Source organism: Paenibacillus phytorum, from assembly GCF_013141715.1.
Lineage (GTDB): Bacteria > Bacillota > Bacilli > Paenibacillales > NBRC-103111 > Paenibacillus_E > Paenibacillus_E phytorum.
Genome location: NZ_WHOA01000220.1, coordinates 72629 through 93069, shown reverse-complemented (window position 1 = coordinate 93069; position 20441 = coordinate 72629). Strand labels below are relative to the sequence as shown.

The 20441-nt window shown below is 43.2% G+C and carries 16 protein-coding genes and 1 pseudogene; 5 read left to right on the top strand and 12 right to left on the bottom strand.

Going from position 1 to position 20441, the window contains the following annotated elements:
* Window positions 1–22: 22 nt before the first annotated feature.
* Complete coding sequence (locus GC098_RS31180; protein ID WP_512699032.1) at window positions 23–508, top strand: phage lytic cycle repressor MrpR family protein; 486 nt, start codon at window positions 23–25, stop codon at window positions 506–508.
* Window positions 509–623: 115 nt separating this feature from the next.
* Here GC098_RS31180 and GC098_RS31175 read toward each other — a convergent pair whose 3' ends face one another.
* The 3 genes from GC098_RS31175 to GC098_RS31165 all read right to left on the bottom strand — a co-directional run bounded on the left by GC098_RS31175 (window position 624) and on the right by GC098_RS31165 (window position 3924).
* The gene (locus tag GC098_RS31175) at window positions 624–1436 is read right to left on the bottom strand and encodes a sporulation protein (RefSeq protein WP_171647552.1); all 813 of its coding nucleotides are present in this window, start codon (window positions 1434–1436) and stop codon (window positions 624–626) included.
* A 56-nt stretch (window positions 1437–1492) separates the two neighbouring features.
* Window positions 1493–2074, bottom strand: coding sequence for a uridine kinase family protein (locus tag GC098_RS31170; protein WP_171647550.1), 582 nt, complete (start codon window positions 2072–2074; stop codon window positions 1493–1495).
* A 680-nt stretch (window positions 2075–2754) separates the two neighbouring features.
* Window positions 2755–3924 carry an iron-containing alcohol dehydrogenase gene (locus GC098_RS31165; protein ID WP_171647548.1) on the bottom strand — a complete coding sequence of 390 codons (1170 nt, stop codon included), beginning with the start codon at window positions 3922–3924 and terminating at the stop codon, window positions 2755–2757.
* Window positions 3925–4029: 105 nt separating this feature from the next.
* Between GC098_RS31165 and GC098_RS31160 the strand changes: the two genes are divergently transcribed.
* Window positions 4030–4368 (top strand): L,D-transpeptidase, encoded by a 339-nt coding sequence (locus GC098_RS31160; RefSeq protein ID WP_171647546.1) that lies wholly within the window; start codon window positions 4030–4032, stop codon window positions 4366–4368.
* Window positions 4369–4422: 54 nt separating this feature from the next.
* On the opposite strand, the gene GC098_RS41835 is transcribed toward GC098_RS31160, so the two are convergent.
* The 4 genes and pseudogenes from GC098_RS41835 to GC098_RS39650 all read right to left on the bottom strand — a co-directional run bounded on the left by GC098_RS41835 (window position 4423) and on the right by GC098_RS39650 (window position 11585).
* Window positions 4423–4953, bottom strand: a complete 531-nt coding sequence (locus GC098_RS41835; RefSeq protein WP_376774008.1) for a sensor histidine kinase — start codon at window positions 4951–4953, stop codon at window positions 4423–4425.
* A pseudogene (locus tag GC098_RS31155) lies at window positions 4930–9618 on the bottom strand (AAA family ATPase); the annotation flags it as partial. The pseudogene GC098_RS31155 and the gene GC098_RS41835, both read right to left, overlap by 24 nt.
* 35 nt (window positions 9619–9653) lie before the next feature.
* On the bottom strand, window positions 9654–11300 hold the full coding sequence (locus GC098_RS31150) for a hydroxysqualene dehydroxylase (protein ID WP_171647541.1): 1647 nt from the start codon (window positions 11298–11300) through the stop codon (window positions 9654–9656).
* A 108-nt stretch (window positions 11301–11408) separates the two neighbouring features.
* The gene (locus tag GC098_RS39650; RefSeq protein WP_216625483.1) at window positions 11409–11585 is read right to left on the bottom strand and encodes a hypothetical protein; all 177 of its coding nucleotides are present in this window, start codon (window positions 11583–11585) and stop codon (window positions 11409–11411) included.
* A 226-nt stretch (window positions 11586–11811) separates the two neighbouring features.
* Here GC098_RS39650 and GC098_RS31145 point away from each other — a divergent pair, with 226 nt between their 5' ends.
* The 3 genes from GC098_RS31145 (at window position 11812) to GC098_RS31140 (ending at window position 13717) form a co-directional block, all read left to right on the top strand.
* Window positions 11812–13038, top strand: coding sequence for a PASTA domain-containing protein (locus GC098_RS31145; protein WP_171647539.1), 1227 nt, complete (start codon window positions 11812–11814; stop codon window positions 13036–13038).
* 167 nt (window positions 13039–13205) lie between these two features.
* On the top strand, window positions 13206–13337 hold the full coding sequence (locus tag GC098_RS41020; RefSeq protein WP_281367155.1) for a hypothetical protein: 132 nt from the start codon (window positions 13206–13208) through the stop codon (window positions 13335–13337).
* A gap of 182 nt (window positions 13338–13519) precedes the next feature.
* Complete coding sequence (locus tag GC098_RS31140; RefSeq protein WP_171647537.1) at window positions 13520–13717, top strand: hypothetical protein; 198 nt, start codon at window positions 13520–13522, stop codon at window positions 13715–13717.
* A 50-nt stretch (window positions 13718–13767) separates the two neighbouring features.
* Here GC098_RS31140 and GC098_RS31135 read toward each other — a convergent pair whose 3' ends face one another.
* From GC098_RS31135 to GC098_RS31115, 5 genes are all read right to left on the bottom strand, one after another.
* The gene (locus tag GC098_RS31135; protein ID WP_171647535.1) at window positions 13768–14610 is read right to left on the bottom strand and encodes a carbohydrate ABC transporter permease; all 843 of its coding nucleotides are present in this window, start codon (window positions 14608–14610) and stop codon (window positions 13768–13770) included.
* 12 nt (window positions 14611–14622) lie between these two features.
* Window positions 14623–15501: a carbohydrate ABC transporter permease gene (locus GC098_RS31130; protein ID WP_171647533.1), complete on the bottom strand. Its 879-nt coding sequence runs from the start codon at window positions 15499–15501 to the stop codon at window positions 14623–14625.
* 83 nt (window positions 15502–15584) lie between these two features.
* Window positions 15585–16919 carry an ABC transporter substrate-binding protein gene (locus GC098_RS31125; protein WP_171647531.1) on the bottom strand — a complete coding sequence of 445 codons (1335 nt, stop codon included), beginning with the start codon at window positions 16917–16919 and terminating at the stop codon, window positions 15585–15587.
* Between the two features lie 125 nt (window positions 16920–17044).
* Window positions 17045–18634, bottom strand: coding sequence for a response regulator (locus GC098_RS31120; protein WP_171647530.1), 1590 nt, complete (start codon window positions 18632–18634; stop codon window positions 17045–17047).
* Window positions 18635–18637: 3 nt separating this feature from the next.
* Window positions 18638–20437 carry a sensor histidine kinase gene (locus GC098_RS31115; RefSeq protein WP_171647528.1) on the bottom strand — a complete coding sequence of 600 codons (1800 nt, stop codon included), beginning with the start codon at window positions 20435–20437 and terminating at the stop codon, window positions 18638–18640.
* Window positions 20438–20441 lie beyond the last annotated feature (4 nt).

Here is a 20441-nt window from a genome sequence, read left to right as displayed (position 1 = left end):
TTTGAAGGGATGCTGATTTCGTATTATTACATTAGAACAAATTCAATTTATCGAGACTCGCTGTATCAATCCGCAAGATGCCATCATCGTTCGTTTACTTACAGAGGGTATTGCCTCTCACGAAATTGTTTATTTGAAAAAGAACTCATTAGATGCCAAAAATCAAATGCTTACAGTCACTGACTCCATGGGAGCAAAGAGGCAAGTACAAATTACGCGAAAATGTGCTGAACTGTATCATAGTGCTCTGGGACAAACGAAATACATAGTCAACTACGGAGACCTTCCCAATAAACAACTGATAACCGATCTACGAGATAGCGATTATCTCATCAAGGTGAGCATGCGTGATTTTATTGCAAATCGCAGTATGATCACAGAGATGGATTCCGTTATTTTGCGAACGATATATATGAGACTTCGGCGATTAGCTGACTTTTTCTCAACACCGGAACTCACGTATTTAACGACTGGAAAACTTGAACTTAAACAATTAGCACATGCCTAATGGATGGATGTAGAGGCCTTTAAGGCCTCTTTTTATGGAAACTAAAGTTGAATTGAAAAGAGGCTGTCCCTCCGGTAATCAAATCCTACCGTTGGTGACAACCTCTTTTTATGTATTACTCCAGCAACTCGTCAAAGATCCCCCTGAACTGATCCGCTACTGAGGAAGAACCTTCTTCCAGCTCTTCTATATTGAAAAAGTAGCGATGATGGGACTCATCCGTATCCAACATATCCGATAGAAATCCGCTGAAACCACGCGTTTTGCGATCAAACTCTAGAAGGATCTCAACGCCGTCTTCATTCGGATAGAAGATGAGTTCAAGTTCATCCACCGAACTGCGGTACTCGCCATTTTGATAGGGGACAAATTCAAACTTTTGAATAAACGGTAAATGATAATCTCGTTGTAAATAATACTCATTCTCCGCTTGATGCAAATGAAATCCGAGTTCTTCCAGAGCTTCAAAAACAACCGCTGTATGTGGATGTGCCTGAACTTCAATATCATCACGATCCGAAGGATCGACCGCATTATCAATGTCTAAACCTGTGCGCACCCAGATCGGGCTGACACCGATTGAGATTGGCGTTTCATGCGGCAAAACAAATTGAAAAGGAATTTCAATCGTTTCATCTGGTGCAATCACGAGATTTTCACCAAGCAGCATGTTGGCAATAACGACGGTTTCCTTTTGCATGCGAGTTTCAGTTCGCCCATCGCGATTAGCATCTGTCTCCACAGGCTTTTTATATTCCGTCATGATTTGAAAATAGATTTTATCTACTTTCTGCTCCACTTTTCCGCCTTTGGCAATAACGACGCCCTCAACCAGCTCTCCCGGAATAAAATCCTCCGTATGAAACTGTGTGTCTATCTTGATGTTCCCAATCCCTACGCTTGCTAACATTTTCTTGAAAAATGACATTTCTACTTCCTCCAATTGCTTTATTGTTAATTTTCTACCTCAAATGCTCAGTATCTTCATACGCGATAGGTCAATCGTCGTTTCAGAAATTCCTGTTGAATCCAATCAACAATGATTTGTCTCCCCTTATTCTCACTACTAGTTCCATTAATAATAAGATCGGCATACCATTTTGTTGGTTCCACGTACTTATCATGACTGTGTCTAACAAGGTCTAGGTATTCAGCAACGATTTCGGTAACGTTATTTCCATCCTTCGAATCTCGCGCAATCCTTCTAACTAATCTCTCATCAGATTCACAGTCTATATAAAACTTGTATTCTAAACGCACTCTTAAAACTTCAAAGTGAAATATCAGAAATCCCTCAACGATTAAAAGATCTAATTCATCATTACAGATAGCTGTATCAATATCACTTATTAATCTTTCAATATCAACAGACTCCGGTTGATTAAAATCATCGTATTCTTTATTTGAGAAAGGCGCTCTGGTAATGGGCCTCATTTTCTTAAAGTATCTATCACTATGTATAATTCGGACTTTGTAATGATTAAAATGTTCAAACAAGTAATGACTCCAAGTCGTTTTTCCACTTCCAGAGCCTCCAGAAATGCCTAATACAAGAGGTTTTTTCATGCTTGTTGTCCTTCTCTGTTTTTCTTAATTGATAATATGCACCCGAGCACCCCCGAAAGGGCTATCCCAAAAACAAAGCTGTTTACATTGAAAAAAATAGTGTTCGTATACTGATTGAACCATCCCCACCCATAAATAATTGACTTCGGATTGTTGGGTCCTCCATTCAGTATGTCAAGATGCCATTTGACTTCGTTGATCTCTCCTACAACACAAAATATTAGTAGTAAGCTTATAAAAAAGATGATCAAACCTTTTTTTATTTTAGATACTTTCTTAACATGATAAAAAAGCTTCGAAGTCAAAACTAGTAACGCTGCATATATGGGAATTGCAACAAACATTACGATGATCGCGGGATTACCATTCCCTGAGATTGCGCCATTTGGCCTTGGTTTAAATGTCATCAGATCTATCAAATAAAAACCTGAAGCACTAATGATCAATAAAGTAAGTAACCAAAAATAAAAAGATCTATGTCTCATCTTACCTCTTGTAGATATCTCAGAATCTCTTGATTATCTTTCATAATAATCCTTTTCGCCGCATATTTACTTTACACGATTATCGACCATATCTCTACGAGTTTGTGCAATTTTAATGTTTGCAAAAAAACAAAAGCTACCCCGCGTAGATCAAACTACGGGATAGCTTATTTCTTATCTACTCAACTTTGTATTTTACGCTAAAGATCGAATCAAAATATCTCTGACTGTTTCCCGCGTCATCATTTTGTATTGCCCCACTTTGTCTTTCATGAATGATTTATGGACTAATTCCTCTATCCTAGAATCATCGATCCCATAATCCCCTAACCGATTCGGCGCACCAAGGGAATTCCAGAAGCTTCGCAGCGCGTCAATCCCTTCGAGTGCAATTTCATGATCCGTTTTATCCGAAGGATCGATACCAAAAACAGCTATCGCCAGTTTCTTCATCCGCGAAGGATCTTCCTCCGCACAATGCTTCATCCAGTTCGGAAATACAATCCCAAGCCCTCCGCCATGCGGAATATCATAAACGGCGGATAGGCCATGTTCGATCTGATGCGATGCCCAATCTCCACCATCTGTGCCGCTGGACAGCAGCCCGTTAAAGGCAGTCGTCCCCGCATACATGATCGTTGCTCTATGCTCATAGCTGTTCAGATCGGCAAGCAGCTTTGGTGCGGCTTCTATGACTGTCAAGAGGACTGACTCCATGAAACGATCAATCATAGGTGTGTTTTCCGTCCGATGGAAGTACTGCTCCAGCACATGCGACATCATATCCACGATGCCATAAATGGTCTGATCCATAGGCACAGAATATGTATACGTCGGATCTAAAATAGAAAAAGCCGGATAAGCGAAAGAACTGCTCCAACCACGCTTTTCATTTTTCTCCCAATGAGTGATGACGGAAATATTATTCATCTCAGAACCTGTAGCCGCAAGTGTTAATACCGTTCCGAAAGGAAGTGCTTTGTGAGGCACAGCTTTCCGAGTAACGATGTCCCAAACATCCCCGTCATAATAAACGCCCACGGAAATCGCTTTGACACAATCAATCACACTGCCCCCGCCAACGGCCAGAATGAGCTCGATTTGTTTATCGCGGCAAATATCTATGCCCTTCCGTACTGTATTGAGTCGTGGATTAGGCTCCACTCCGGACATTTCAAACACTTCCGCTTGCATATGTGTAAGCTGTTCCATAACAGCATCGTATACACCATTTTTCTTAATGCTTCCGCCGCCGTACACGAGCAATACTCGTTTGCCATTAGTACCAAGCTCCTGCTGCAGCTGCTCAATTTGATCTTGCCCAAACCATAATCTTGTTGGATTAAACTGTAAAAATGATTGCATGTCTTTTTCTCCTTCGGTGACTGATATCTACAGCAGTATATCACATGTAAGTTTCAATATCGAAAACGCGCCTATTTACATAGAATAAATTGAGGTGACGATCCTATGCCCAATTACCGAATTATTGTTGATCTTTCTGACTTTCAATTATATCTTTTGGATGTAAACATCGTTGTACGTGGATTCCCAGTTGGTATTGGTAAAATACTAACTAACACACCTACGGGTGAATTTTTCATTATCAATAAACAACCCAATCCTGGCGGCCCTTTCGGCGTCTTGTGGATGGGTTTAAGCAAACCTCATTATGGTATCCACGGCACGAATGATCCTTCTTCCGTAGGCAAGAGGACATCGCACGGCTGTATCCGCATGTATAACGATGATGTGCTTGAGTTATCCGCACTTGTGCCCATCCACACTAGAGTTACCATTCGACCTTAGCCAAAAGACCGTACACCGCACACAGGATCATGTGAGGTATACGGTTCTCGCGGCTTAAATCCGATGCACAGGTAATGAGAACGAGATGCTGCAGCCTTTGCCGAGGCGGCTTTCCGCCCAAATCTGGCCTCCGTGATACTGCACGATCTCCTTAGCAATCGCGAGTCCAAGGCCACTGCCGCCAGACGTGCTGCGTGATTTGGACACTTTGTAGAACCTTTCAAAAATATGTGGAAGATCCTCTTCGCTAATCCCCACGCCGATATCGGTAACCCGAATCACTAACTCGCTCGGCTCATCCTTGATTGCCACGTGAACATCAATGAATCCGCCTCTAGTAGAAAATTTAATTGCATTGTACAAAATATTCGCATACACCTGTTCAATACGATCTGTATCTACTGTTAAAAGCAATTCTTCTCCTTCCGAATGTGCCATGTTGAGCGTATAGGTAATTCCAGCATTCGCTGCATCCAGCTCATACTTCGCAAAAAGCTGGCGAACCATCGTTCCGCACGAAGTTGGGGCTAGTTGAAAATGGAACTGCTTAGTCTCAAGTCGACTTAACTGATAGAGATCCGTAATGAGTCGTTGAATGCCGACAATCCGCATGTGAACGACCGAAAGGTACTTTCTCTGTTCCTCAGGCTCTTGAATAACTCCATCCAGAATAGCCTCTACATAACCCTGAATGGACGTGAGTGGCGTGCCCAAATCATGGGAAATATTAGACAATAGGTCTCGACGCGACGTCTCCATCAAGATCAATTCGTTCGTCCGTTCTTTGACTTTGGACTCCAAATCATTATAGAGTCTCGCATTCTCGATCGAAATTGCCGCCTGAGCAGACAACAGCTTGATAATATCAAGACGGTCTGATGTAAAGGCATTGCGAATCAAATTATTTTCAAGATAAAAGACGCCGACTAGATTGCCCTGATGGAGGATCGGCTCACAGAATATCGATTTACTCTCCGTTGCCCGAATGTACGGATCATGTGTAAAGAATCCCTTATTCTCGGCATCATCGAGAACTACACCTTCCTTGGTTCGAGCAACGAATTGAATCACAGCCGTCGGGAGATCTTCTCTTGTTTCTAGCAGAACAGAGCTTACTGTACAGGAATCCTTGCCGTCGATGGCAAGCATCTCAGCCTCCACGAATAAGCTGTCACGTTCCTTCAAGACCAGGATGCTTCTCTCCGCGCCAGACGAATAGGTTACAATTTCCATTAGCCGCTTGATCAATTGCTCCAAGTTAACTTCACTTGACAACGATCTAGACGTGTTCATAATCGTCATAAAATCAAGCGCCTGCAGGGAATAGTCACTTATTTTGGTTGTGCTCCAATCCTTCGACTCCTTAAGTGATGTTAAGTAGCCCGGATAACGCATCATTAACTCCTCAGCCTTGGCCTTCGCACCCCAGCTTAGATAACCGTAATACGCATCGACGAAATAGGTTTTAGCAACCTTTTCACGCCCAGCTTCCTTATACATCTTCCCTGCTAGCTCACAGGCAATCGCCTCATGCTGGATGAAACCTTGCTCCCTAGCTTGCCGGATTGACGTTTCGTATTCTTGCTCCGCTTTCTGAAAATGGCCTGTTACACGGTTCCACTCCGCATGCATTAATAGACTTATATGCAAAAAGTTTTCTGGACAATGGGCAGCCCATTTATCCATCTTGCGAAGCATCTTTCTCATCTGTTTGGCCATCATCTTCTGCTCTAACATTGCAGCCTCTCTATATTTAGCAGCTATCGATAAGGCATAGTAGAAATAGTTCTCAGGAATATGAAACAGCCCGAAAGAAACAGACTGCATAGGTTCTGCATCTTTACCAAACTTTAGAGCTTCCTCATATTGACCAAACAAATAATATAGCATCATTTTTTTTACCGTATACTCATGAATAATGACTTGGTTCGGGTGAATCTCCAGCTTACGGACAAACTGTTCTTCCTCTTCCTCATCCTTACCGATAATCAGGGGATTCTCAGACTTCCCCTCCAAATTATGAATGACCTTACGGAGCATTTCTAACATGAGAAGGGTGTCATGATGATTGGTCTGTTCCAATATCCGATAGTTCTTAGCTAGATCTTCTTGTACTTCCGAAAGTACAACACCTTGAAAATCCTTCACCAAAACCTGATAAGTAAGGGCATAACCTACAAAAACCAAGTCACCATCTTCGATCCCGCTTCGGAAAGACTCCTTCAAATGCTCCAAACACACCTGCAAAGGCTTTACCCAAGGAGTGACGAACAAACCGAATGAGAAATGGCTTTTACTGCGGAATTGATGGGATTGAAATCTAGCATTCATGCGATCGCCAAGCTGCCCATATTGGTAGCCAAGCTGATAATCACCGAAGCCCGAGCCCAGAATCAAACCATAGGATCCGTACACATAGGCCATTACCGAGGAGTTACCATATTTCAACGCATGCTTCGTCATGATAAACATGAACAAAACAAATAAATTCGTATTCACGAAGTACGCGGAGACAGCAATACTCATCATTAAATTCATTAATTTAGTTATGTATTCATCTTCCATTATCGGTAAATCGTACAGCTGAAGCGTATTCTTCCGTCCAATCATTGCTTTCAGCTTCATGTATTCATAAAAAATGTTTACGCCCGTCGGTTCTTTAGAAACACGGATGCCTTGCTCAGCTAGGGCTTTCAATCCGACTTCCACACTTTTATGCTGCTTTCCAACGTTCGTGTACAGAATCACTTGTAAGTTATACACTTCCAACTTAAGTTCGTTCGTACGGGCATCTACAAGCAGTTCTTCGTACGATATTTCAGCTTCATCCGCCTGACCATTCAGATAGAGCACTTCTGACTTCTCCAGTCGAATGGAAAAGCTTAGGTCTTTTAACTCCACACCCTCTACCAGCTTCAACAAAGCTAATGCTTTATTGTAATACTGAAGTGCTGAACGATAGGCATTCGAAGATTTAGCTTTGCGGCCTGCACTGAGATTAAATTCTAGAAGCTGGATAAGCTCCTGCCGCTCCGTTAACAAGTTAGAGCCCATATTCATATGGTTGACGATATCGAATAACCGTGGCTGAGCCTGATCATCGGGTAAATGCTCCAGAAGCTGATGCGCGATGTTCAAATGCATTTCTGGCAGATCTGATTCTTCAATGGATCCATAAACGGCTTCTTGAATAGAATCATGCACAAACATAAAACGTATGTCTCGTGCAGTTGAATTCCCTTGCATCTCGATAAAAAATTTATAATCCGTGCCAACAGGAATCATCAAACCGTTTTGGATCGCAATTTCCAACTCATGCAGAACATCAGTAAAGGACATCTTAGCAATGATACCAAGTGCCTCCAGGTCATAAGAGGCTCCTAAACAAGCAGCTAGCCGCAATAAGTATTGTGTTTTTGGCGGCATACGCTGCAGTTTCTCAGCTAGGAGGAACATAAGATTATCGGTAATTCTAAGCTTCTGAATTTCATCAATATCCCATATCCAACGATTAACTTCATAATTAAAGGTGAGTAAATTTTGCTCGTGTAAGGCAGTTAAAAATTGTTTGACGAAAAAAGGATTTCCTCCAGTTTTTTGAAGAACGAGTTGAGCCAACTCAACGACCTGCTGCTGCTCGGTTTTCAACGACTCCGCAATCAACTGCTGGACATCTGCAATTTCCATAGGCTGCAAAATAATCCGTTCAGTAACAAGGCGCTCTGGGAGCTTGTCTAGCAATTGAACACGGGTAGATGATAACCAATTAGTGTCATACTCGCTTCGATAGGAGCCTATGAATAGGAAATACTTCATTTGGGAATCGTTCAAAAGCAGATCAAGAAACTGCAAGGAGGCCGCATCTGCCCACTGCAAATCATCCAGAAATAACACGATAGGCCGGTCTTTCACACAGAAGATTAATAGAAATTGCTGCAACAAGAAGTGTAATCGATTCTGTGTTTCTTGCGGAGGAAGCTGCTTCGCAATGGGCTGCTCACCGATTAGGAGCTCAAGGTCCGGAATGAGATCCGTCAATACTTTTCCGCTCGTTCCCAGTATTTTCAGCAAACGTCCGCGATACTCTTCGATTTGATGATCTTTCTCCGTTAGAAGCTGACGGACTAACTGACGAAGTGCCCTAGACAACGCATGGTACGAGATATGCTGTTTGTTTGGCTCGAATCTGCCGGATAAGAACCAGCCATTGTCCTTCATGATCGTCTTCATCGTCTCGGCGATGAGAAACGATTTGCCATAACCAGATTCCCCGGTTACCCAAACCGCCTCCAGCGATCCATGCACAGCACGTCCATAAACATGCAGCAGATTTTCGATTTCCTGAGCACGTCCGTACAACCCTTGAGGTATCTGGAACATGTCCGTCATGTCATAGAGCCCAACAGTAAATTCCGTCATTTCTTCTCCAGAATTGCTCAGCATCAAGATGTGCTCGAGATCCTGAATAATGCCATAGGCGCTCTGATATCGATCTTCCGCATTTTTAGCAAGAAGCTTCATAACAATATCCGATAGAGGCTTCGGTATGCCCATCCGTAAGCTTTCAGGAGGAGTCGGCGTCACGGCAAAATGACAGTGAATCAGCTCCACCGGATCTTCCGTTTGAAACGGAAGACGCCCGGTGAGCATTTCATAGAATGTGACCCCTAAGGAATAGTAGTCCGTTCGGTAATCGATAATACGATTCATTCGACCTGTCTGCTCAGGCGACATATAGCTTAGCGTTCCTTCTAGCATCATGGGGTCTAGCATTTCTTGGCGCTCTCTCGTAAACGAGGAAATGCTGAAATCAGCCAGCTTCATGATCTGCTTTTCAGGATTAATAATTATGTTGCTAGGTTTAATATCTTTATGTATGACGTACCGCTGATGAATATCCCCAACAATTTTGACTAATTGAATAGCAGCTGTGAGAAAGGCTTGTATGGACTGACGAAACATAGGGAAATAAGCCGATAAGGTCTCACCGTCAAAGTCTTCCAAGATGAGCGCTAAGCTGTTTTGATGCTTGGGAAGCGCCAATGGCTTAACAATGCCGGGAAAGTCCAGCATTTTGCCTATCTCATACTCTCGTTTCAATCTAGCGATATCTGCTGATACAGGAAAGTCAGAACGCAGGGTTTTGATAATTACTTTTTCCATAGTTGGCTTATGAACAGCACGATAGAGTACAGTCCGTTCGCCTTGATAGATTTGTCTGATCAACTCGTATTCCGGCAAAATTAGCATAAAATCCTCCTAGTAAAACTTGCTGCTAGGTATTCCTAAAAAAGTTTCCCATCCCAAGGAAGCCCCTTTTCAAACCGTTGTTTATCATGATGATGAAAAGGTTTCAATAAATCGATATGCCCCAGCTCAAAGGTGTACATCTCCCATATTTCGCAAGGCTCTTCCGTCGAACCATCTTGTTTCAGTATGGCATTAACTGCGCGTCGTGCCGCTTCATTAGCGCCTTCCATCGTCGCAAGGTTTGTATTCGTACGTACGTAATCAGCAGCAAGGAACAGATTCGGAATTGCGGTATACGCTTCTGGACGGTCATCCCAAGTGCCCACGCGATTAATAAGCAGCGGCTCCATATTCGTGCACGCCTGATCTGGATTCTCAAATTGAATATCCGTATCCAAGAACCAAGAATGCAGAACATCGTCTTCTAGGATAACGGCTCCATCTACGTTCAAGCTTAACTTCATCTGTGCCCATACTTCTGCTTTAATCTCTTCAGCCGTGCAAAGTGTAGCCGATTTACCGAATAATACCCCTGGTGTGTCCCAATCCGAAATATCGACAGATAGAACGCCCTTGACTGTACCATCACCATACTGGCTAAGGTCGATATCAGGCCAAAATTGCTTCTGGGATACTGAAGTCAGCGACCAAGGTGCATCTAAGTATATAACATGTCCATGTGTGATAGGCAGTTCTTCCTTCAAATAATACTGAATGCCATTCATCCATGCGACGGAATCAACTAGCTTCTGCACACCAACAAGTGATGGGTCGGCTTGTACCATAGCTTCGGTAATGAATTTACCCATCACTTCAACCGGGAATGCAGCTATGTAATAATCAGCTTCTACATCGAAGGTTTTACCGTTCTCCGTCACCTTCGCACCGCGAATAACGCCATCTACGCAATCGATGCTTTCAACTTTCGCCTCTAAATGGTAATCAACTCCCTGATCTCGCAAAAAGGTTAGCCAAGGGTTCACCCATTTGTCATTCGTAGGACCGTTCAAGAGACGAACGAAGCTTGTCCCTGGTGTTGTAATATCCAGAGTCATTTGAACAGCTACAGGGCCGACTGTTTGTGTGTTAGCAATTTTGGATTGACAAGCAACGAGGGTTTTGGTGAATCCAGCGAATATTTTTTGAAATGCAGGGGATTGTTGATCCGCCTCAATGAAATTCCACCAATCGATGAGGTTATATTCCTCGCGAATGCGTTCATCACAGCTCGTCATTACTTGCCATAGCTTGCGTCCGTATTGCTCTAGATCATCCATACTTAGACCTAAGCCATTATCGAATAAATCTCTGATGACAACCATAAAATTGTCTAAACTGAATTCAATTTTGGCCAGCAGCGGCAATAGCGGTGCTGTATAGGTGGCAATATCTAACCGTGTCACTTCTGTTAAGTTATCATATACGGTTCCATTCTCATAGGGAATTCGTTTCAAAGTATCTATGACATGTCTGTAAAAGCGAGGGAATAACCGGAAGCCATGCTCACCCGGAAGATCTTTCCTCCCGCCAGTTCCGCTGCCTACGAATGGCATACTTCTCGCTTTCCCGCCTGGAATACTTTTAAATTCGTAGACTGACACCTCGTAGCCTCTTACAACCAATTCATGCGCGGCACTCATCCCGGCAACACCGCCGCCCAAAATAACGACTTTTTTCAACACAGTTCCCCCTCATATTGGATCAAATTGTAAAAAAATCTGTAAAACTATCATATCATCTAGGTCATTTGAATCATAGACTTTTAGTTTCCCGGAGATAGAAAAAAAAGCCTAGATCAGCTGAATCTTATCAGCTAGATATGGCTTCATAGAAAATTGGGCTTCTTTATATTGGCGCGCAGCAAATTCTATACCTTTCAACTCAATTTTCTCAAGCTTGTTCCAAAACCGATGAAAAAGGTGTACAGTAAAATTAATGAAATTACTGCTATCTGCCTCAGGATCCAAACTCAACTTTGAGATTTCCTCGACTTCTTCGATAAGCTTTACAACAAGCTATTCAACTGCTCATGTTGAAGCTCATAATACGCTTGACTCAAATAGGAATGACGAACACGATACCGATTAATAATCATTATTCCCCCTCAAAATACCTAAATTCCTATATCCCGCCGAATCATATATAATAAAGGCAACTCCTAATGATGCCATCAAGAGAGAGGATGGATATTCCATGCATAAAAAAATTGGTACACGATATGTGCTAGATACACAAATCGTCGCATTACCTCATGGCACTCTGCATTACGGTGATGATTTATTTCTAACTCGAAAGGTTCTCCTTTATCAAATAGAGCTTCAACCTGGACAGATCGGCGAAGATTACATTCGAACCCTTCATCATAAAGCAGCTTTCATACATGACGGTTTTCAACATATCCTGGATACATCTGTTGAGGAAGATTCGGTTACGATCATTCTGCAAGCAAAACCAGGCTCATTATTCTCCAACCATGTTAACAAGAAAGAAATGTCTTTCCATACCATAATTGCAATGATTGCTGATCTAGGAGTTTCCTTGCTTGACGCGATGGAAGAACGTATTACAGGATTTACAGTAGGTGCTGAAAACCTATGGTTAGATGATCACGGCAAACTTTCCGTCATAAACTATTGGGACAAAGGCGATCCTCAGGCACAAGGGGCAATCGGGCTTTGTCGGTTGATGATTCAGCTATTTACTGGCGCGGAGACGATTACCGGTGCTTTTGAAGTGATGCATACACATCTGGAGCGCACGACTATTCCATCTGCGTCATATGAGCAGAAATTGGCTTTAATTAAGCTGATTAAGCTTGTCTGCCAAGGTCACGCATCTCTTTCTTCGCTGATTTTTGGATTGCGGAGTTTGCCATCTTCCGGTCAAAAGCAGGATGAAGGACCTATCCACAAACAAATTCATTATCAAAACCCAAGTAAAATTCAAAACCGCAGGGTAGATAAGGATGAGGATGAGGTAGATGAAGTTGCACCCGCAGCTGAAAAGCGATCACAATCACTGAGCGCTTTAAGTAAGGCAGGGATAGGAGCAATTGCTATTTTGGTCGTCGTCTTGGTCGCGGTTTGGGCGCTTTGGCCATCTTCCAAAGTGGAGCCAGTTGTTGTGGTACCTATACCCACCGCAACACCTCTAGCGCCGACAAATACACCTACCCCATCTACAACGAAGCCTCTCGGTGATTCGAACAAACAAACCGAGGAAGTGGCAATACCGAACCTGGTAGGTCTATCTCAAGCTGATGCCGAGGCGCAGGCTTTGGCTGCCGGTCTGCATTACAATTTTTTGATTGAAGCAAATGATAAGCCAAATGGAACCGTCATTAAACAAGACCCAAAGTCAGGCACAAAAGGCTTACAGGGCGACAATGTTACGTTTTGGGTTAGTAAAGGGAGTCAGTGACAAGCAAACCAACCCTTTTCCATCGAATGTTGCAAAAAATACAACAAATTAGCTTGAAAATGTCCTTTTAGGACTAATACTGACTAAATTATTGTACGAAATGCAACATATTCCACTTTTATGATAAAAAGCAAGGAAATTGTTGTACACAGTACAACTCGCAAAAAATGAAATTAATTATATTATCCAATGCGCTCGAATACTGGGAGCTCGTCGTAGCGCCGCCGCAAGCTGTTGTCTATACACACTTGTCCAGGGGCAGCAAACTCCATAGTTTCCAAAGTTGGGAATCCGAATAATCGCCACCAAATCAAGATTGAGTCATCTACCGCTTGGATAATTGTGAGAAACTTACTAGCTTTAAGTTGAAGGATCCGATGGAGAGCACACGATTCCCCAATGCTTTCGCGATTGAGCCGTTTCTTAAATGTCAAAAGGGGCTTTCCTCAAGTAGATAAATCTACTTGAGGAAAGCCCCTTAATGCCTATTGACTTCTCTGACATTCGAATCGGTATTCAGAACAAAATGCATACTTCCATTGGATTTTTCCAATGGAATCTACTCTTAGGTCTCGAAATTCGTGATTCTATTGGAATAAATCCAATGGAATTGACTTTTAGGCCGCCAAATCCCTATTTCCACTGGATTAATCCAATGGAAGCAGCAGGCAGACTGTGAAATTAACCTTTTACAGCACGATCTAAAAGCTTTGCAAATACTCAGCAGTCTTAGCCTTTCACAGCAGACCCTACAGTCAACGCTTTCTCCACTTGCTCACTAAAGAGTACATACACAAGCACGGTTGGCAGGCTCGCGATCGTCATCGCCGCGCCCATTGCCCCCCAATTGGTGGTGAACTGACCTTGGAAGAAGAGCAGTCCGAGCGGCAAGGTTTTCAGGGATTCTTTAGTAATCAAAATTAACGCCATCGTAAATTCATTCCATGCCGACAAGAAGACGAAGATCACCATCGTTGCAATCGCAGGTTTAATAATCGGCAATATGATCGTATAGAAGGCCCGGTAAATGCTGGCCCCATCCATACAAGCTGATTCTTCCAGTTCGACCGGAATACTGCGGAAAAAACCATAGAAAACCATGCTGGAAAATGAAATATTGAAAGCAATATAAGGCACGATCAGCGCCCAATACGTATTCGCCAAATGGAACTCACGTACGAGAATTGCCAGTGGAATCATGATAACTTGCACGGGAATGAACATCCCAATCACGACATAAATACGAGCGGCTTCCTTCCATCGCCATTGCATTCTGGCAACAGCATAGGAGAACGTAACCGAAAGTACAATCGTACCTACAACTGTCGCCGCAGCTACTAACAAGCTGTTGCTGAAGTAGACGGGAACATTGAACCTTGACCAAGCATCCACATAGTTCTCAAATCGTAGATGCGTCGGGAAACCGAATGGATTCGATACAAAGATTTCATTGTTATTTTTAAGCGAATAAAAGACCATCCACAGCAGTGGATACACCGACAACCCCGCATAGACCCACAAGAAGATGCCCAGGAGCGGATTCTTTTTACGCAATTTGAGTATTCCGTTCATCTGTCATCCCCCTTAAAATGTAATCCGTTCTCTTGCGATCAGTCGATTAATAGCCAAAGTCACAATCAAGCATTCGATGACCAGGAAAGCAGCCGCGGCGCTTCCATAACCGAATTCACCAACGCGGAACGCTGAGCGGTACATCAGATAGGTCAATGTGTACGTAGAATTCCCTGGTCCCCCACCGGTCATAATGAACATGTTGGCGAAAGCATTCAATCCGCCAGTAATCGCAAGGACCAAACAAAACTTATATGTTTCAGCCAGCATTGGTATCGTTATAGCCATGTGCGCCTTGAACTTCGATGCTCCATCTATACGTGCCGCCTCTAGGTATTGCTCCGGAACGGACTTTACAGCCGCCAGCAGCAATGCGAACTGGTAACCCATGTACTGCCAAGCATTCACGAACGCAATGGCGAAAATCGCTGTTTTGTTGTTCGTCAACCAATCCTGACGATACGAGATGCCGAGTGCTTCAAATATTTTATTAATCAAGCCATACTCACTGTTATACATCGCCAGCCACAGCTGACACACCACCGTAATGGAAAGAACCACAGGAATGAAGTAGCTAATTCTTAGAAACTTGCTTCCTCTGAACCCTTCTGCGACGGCAAAAGCAAGTATGGTACCAATCCCGATTTGCACGAAAGCCAGAATACCGGCAAAAACGAAACCGTTGTATAGCGATGTGTAGAAAATACTATCTTGAAACAATCGAATGTAGTTATCCAGAAAAATAAAAGTGCCTTCGCTTAATCCATCCCATTCGAATGTACTGCGATAGAAAGTTTGCAAAATCGGATAAAACACAATCACTGTATACAAAAGGAGTGCCGGCAGTGTGAAAAGCATAATAGCCGCCTTATTTCCCATGAATTTGCGCATGTCATCACTTCCCTTTTTTAGTAGAAAACTCACACCGGCGCAGAGCGATCCAGTGTGAGTCTCCTTTTCCATAGAAACTTCGGTTATTTCGCTGTTACTGCCGCTTTATTCAAATCTTTCACGAATTGATCCGCTGTATAATTACCTGTCATCAGGTTTTGCGTGGCATCTTCAAGCGCTGCTTTGAACTTAGGATTGGACAATCCCCATGAGAAAGCTGTTGTGCTTGTCATTTTCGGAATATCTTTGGAAAGCTGTTCCATCATCGGAGGGAACTGTTTCACAATCGGCTTATCCACTTTGGTAGCTACAATTGGATTGCTGCGGTTTGTGAACTTGTACTCCGCATATTTCAAGGAAATGAAGGATGCCACTTTTGCCGCAAGCTCTTTATCCTTGGTGTTTGCAGATACGGCATATCCACCAGGACCGCCGCTGCCGCTGAATGCTGTTTTACCTTTTTCATAAGCTGCTGCATCAGCAGCTGGAATGTACATGTAACCAGCTTTGTCACCAAGAGCTTTCGTAGCCGCCTCGATTTCCCACTGTCCGTTAATGAACATCGCTGCTTTACCTTCATGAAAGAGAGCTGCTGCTTGATCGTAGTTCAAGTTCGTAGCGCCTTTTGGCAGCATGCCTGCTTTAACCAGCTCGATGAGTTTCTCAGCAGCTGTTTTGTAAGCAGCATCATCTGCTTTGGCAAGACCTTTATCAAGTTTCGTCACACCAGCTGGTTCAGCGCGTGAAACGAACATGTCATAGAGGGCTACGCAGGGCCATTTTTCTTTCGCAAAAATGGATAGTGGCGTAATCCCTTTCCCGTTGAACGCTTTAACAGCCGTCATCATTTCATCATAGGTAGTCGGCACTTTCACACCATTTTGTTGGAACAAATCTTTGTTGTAGTAAAGCAGAGCTACTTCATTACCCGCATAAGGGAATGCGTAAGTGTGACCATCATCAGTTGCAAGTGTATTCAATGCGCTTGGTTGCATTTTGTCTTTGAAGCCAAATTTAGTTACGTACTCATCCAGAACTAGAATATTATTGGATTTCTTAAACGTATCGATAATGTCTAATCCTGCTCCGAAAATGTCAGGCAGATTGCCTGTAGCTGCATAAGTCTTCAGCTTCTGGCCATCATCTTGCGCTTGAATATCGAGCTCTAGCTCAACATTCGGCATTTCCTTTTTCAATTCGGCAACCGCGTAGTCATAAGGTGTTTTCGTATCTTCATCTGCGTACTGGGCATAAATTCTAAGCTTGACCGGCTTTGCATCCGTCTTCACGGGTGCTGCAGTTGCTGCAGCCGTTGGCGCGCTAGTTGCACCAGCATCTTTTGTTGTGTTTGTGGTTCCGCAAGCTGCAAGGCTAGTAGCCGCGAGCAAGCTTACGAGAGTGACTCCCATTTTTTTCATTTGTTGGACCTCCCAGGCATCATGTGCTTTCTCTTCTTTACAACCTGAGTATAAAAGGAAAAACCCCTTATGATAATGGAATAATCGAGGGGTTCTTGTAAAATCCGCACATTTAGGAATTTTCGTTATAAGCGGTTATTCTCATACTCACTAGGGGAATAACCAAAAAATTTCTTGAAGCTTTTACTAAAGTAGCTTGGATCGTTAAAGCCGATTTGTTCGGCAATATCCGCAAGGCGTATGTTCCCTTTACCGAGCAAATCCTTTGCTTTATGCATACGAACATGTGTGACATAATCGGTTACCGTCATGCCGATTTCTTTCTTGAAAACAGCCCGAAGATAACTGGGATTGATAAACACCTGTTGGGCAATTTGATCCAATTGCAGCTCAGGGTCTCCGTAAAGAAGCTCAATATATTCTTTCGCGGATTGGGCAATTTTCGACGATCGAGTCTTTCGGTGCTTACCCGTATAAAGTATCGCTTGATTGAACAACTCCTTGATCCATGCGGATGTCGCGTCAATGGATTCCAACCGTTTGATTTCACTATAGGGAAAAAAAGCTTCACCGAAGCAATCTTCAATCGGATGCCCCGTTTCCGTTACGTAAGACAAACAAACAGAAATAAGTCCCATACTAATGACATAGGTGTAGTCTAAGGATAGCCGCTGATCACGAATCGATTGGAAAATTTCTTCCAACTTAGCATCTACCTTTTCCCCGTTTTGCATGCGCAATTGAACGAGCAGCTCTTCATTCACTTCTGTGGGATAGAAGGCTTGAGTCCCTGACTCCAAAGCTCCTGATCCGTAAGCAATCACACGATCATTCCCCAGTACAAACTTATTTTGCAAGGCTTCAAGCGCCTCCAAATAAGAAGTACGGATCCCCTGATAGCCGGTTTGACTTCGACCAACACCGACCGTGATTGTAAATTTCAAATATTTCTTGATCAGGAAACATAATTTCTCATAACCGCCTAACGCAGGAATTTCCAGTTCTCCATTCCCTTGGTGCTCCACCAAGCAAATAATGCGCCCCTCAGGCCCATTGAAAATCAAATGATTTTCCGTTTCCTCCAGCGCCTCGTTCAGAATGTTCGTCACCGCATATTTCCAAAGTAATCTTTCACTCACTTTGTTCCATTTGAGATCCATGTTATCAATCTCAATACACGCCACCACAAAACATAGGGAGTCGAAGGATTCCCCAAATTGCTGGAGTCTTGAACTCGTCTCCTCATTGGAATGGTTATAATCACCGCTAAGCAAATGATTAAGAAAGCTCTCCTTCATCAACAGCTGATTTTCCTTCAATGTGGACTTCTCTTCCTGAACCCGCTGATGCTCCTTCTGAAGCTTAAGCAGTGTCAGTACCAATTCATCCTTCGAAAACGGCTTCAGAATGTAATCTTCAACGCCAAGCTTTAGCGCCTTTCGAGCGTAATCAAATTCGTTATGGCCTGTAATCAACACCACACTTGTAGCTGGATATCGCTGCTTCAATTGCTCCGTTAGCGTGAGTCCATCCATAAACGGCATGGTAATATCCACAAGGGCTATATCGGGACGATGCACATCGACTTGTTCCAACGCCTCCACCCCATTTTTGGCTTCTGCGCATATTTCAAATCCATAGGCTTCCCAATCTAATGCCGTGCGCAAGTATTCTCGGAAAATGGACTCATCATCAACAATTAATATTTTCTGCATATCTTAACCTTCCTCACTTTGAAAAGGGAGCCATAGTGTGACTTCTGTGCCCTGCCCCAGTTGACTTTCAATTTGTAGGCCATATTCATCGCCAAAATAAAGCTGTATTCGATCATTCACGTTCCTTAACCCATAGCCGACAGCTTGCTCCGGAGATTCCGGCTTCTTCACAAGAGCCTCAAGCCGTTCCGGCTGCATGCCAACCCCGTCATCGCTGACGATAATCTTGATTTTACCCTCCACAATTTCACCGGTTACTTTCAGAATACCCAGGCTGCCCTTCGTTTTGAGACCATGGTAGATGGCATTTTCAACGAGCGGTTGAATGGTTAATTTCGGTATAAGACCGCCGAGTACCTCTCCACGGATATCAAATTCAAAGGTAAACACATCGGAATAACGGATTCGCTGGATGGATAAATAATCCTTCACATTGCGGACTTCTTCCTCAATCGTTATCGTCTCTCTTCCTTTACTCAGAGCTGCGCGATAGAAATCGGCCAACGCTTTGGTTGTTCGCTGTACATCCCGTGCTCGTCCCATTTCTGACAAGGTGTAAATAACATCTAAGGTGTTATACAGAAAATGCGGTTTAATTTGCGCCTGAATTAGCGCTAGCTCGTATTCACGCTTCTTCTTTTGCTCGAAATTAATATTCGTCAGAAGCTCTTGAACTCGCCTTATCATGGCATTGAAGCCAGAGGCTAATAAACCAATCTCATCCTCTGAATTCACCTGGAATTCAATGTCCAGATTGCCTTCTTTGATCCTCTTCATATGTTTCGTTAGCCCCATAATGGGTTTAGCAATGAGTTGAGAAAGCATTCCCGCTCCAAGCAAAGCAAAAAATAAACAGATCAACCCAATAAGAACAATAAGAACAGTGATTTTACGCGTATCCGCGGTTAAGGATACCAGTGGAGCCATCGAGATGAGCTTCCACCCAAAGCTAGGAACGTCGGAGCTTACAACAAGCGTTTTCTCATGTTGAAAAGAGGTTAGATCCGACGTATCCCTACTAGAAGTAATCCAGTTTTTCAGCGTTGGATCGGCTACTTCTTGAAGTAAATTCTCAGGATGCTGCGATGAAATAACGACGCCTCCCTCATTTACGATAAAATAGCTGCCATCCTGGATCGAGCCGATTTTCTGATAAATCGCAGATAAGGAGCTTTCTTTGATATTCAGTACGAGCATGCCGAGCTTTTGCCCCGTATAAATATTTACAATCCGCTTACCTAGCGTCATGACAATTTCTTGCGAATCAGGGGTCAAGTAATTACGCTGCTGCATGGGAAACCAAATATTATTGCCACTGGAGGCATCAACCTGTTCAAGCATTTCACTGCCCGCGATCAACTCCCGATTCCGTTCCATAAGGAGATTAGATCCAAATACTCGACCATTCGCATCTATAAATGCAGCCGATTGGACATCGGGAAATACAAGCAGGGCAAAGCTCAACTGATTCGTAATCTGTGTGTACATCTGTAAGCTCGTTTCCGCTGCCCCCTGGGATTGCGGGTCTTCCACGATCAATTTGTTGAGATTGATCGTCAGCATATTGGCGCAGCTTTCTACATTCGTTAACATGCCTGTGATGCGCGTAATAATAAGGGACGAGTTATCCGAAACATTTTTAATCGTCTTTTTGACAATCGCATTCGTGTACACCTGATTCGAGACAAAACCTAGTACAAATAAAGGCACGAAGATAAGTGGAAAATATATCATGATGATTTTATAGCGAATGCGTTGATTACGAAACCAAGGCATGGTTATATATTTTTGTAGAAACTGCATGATT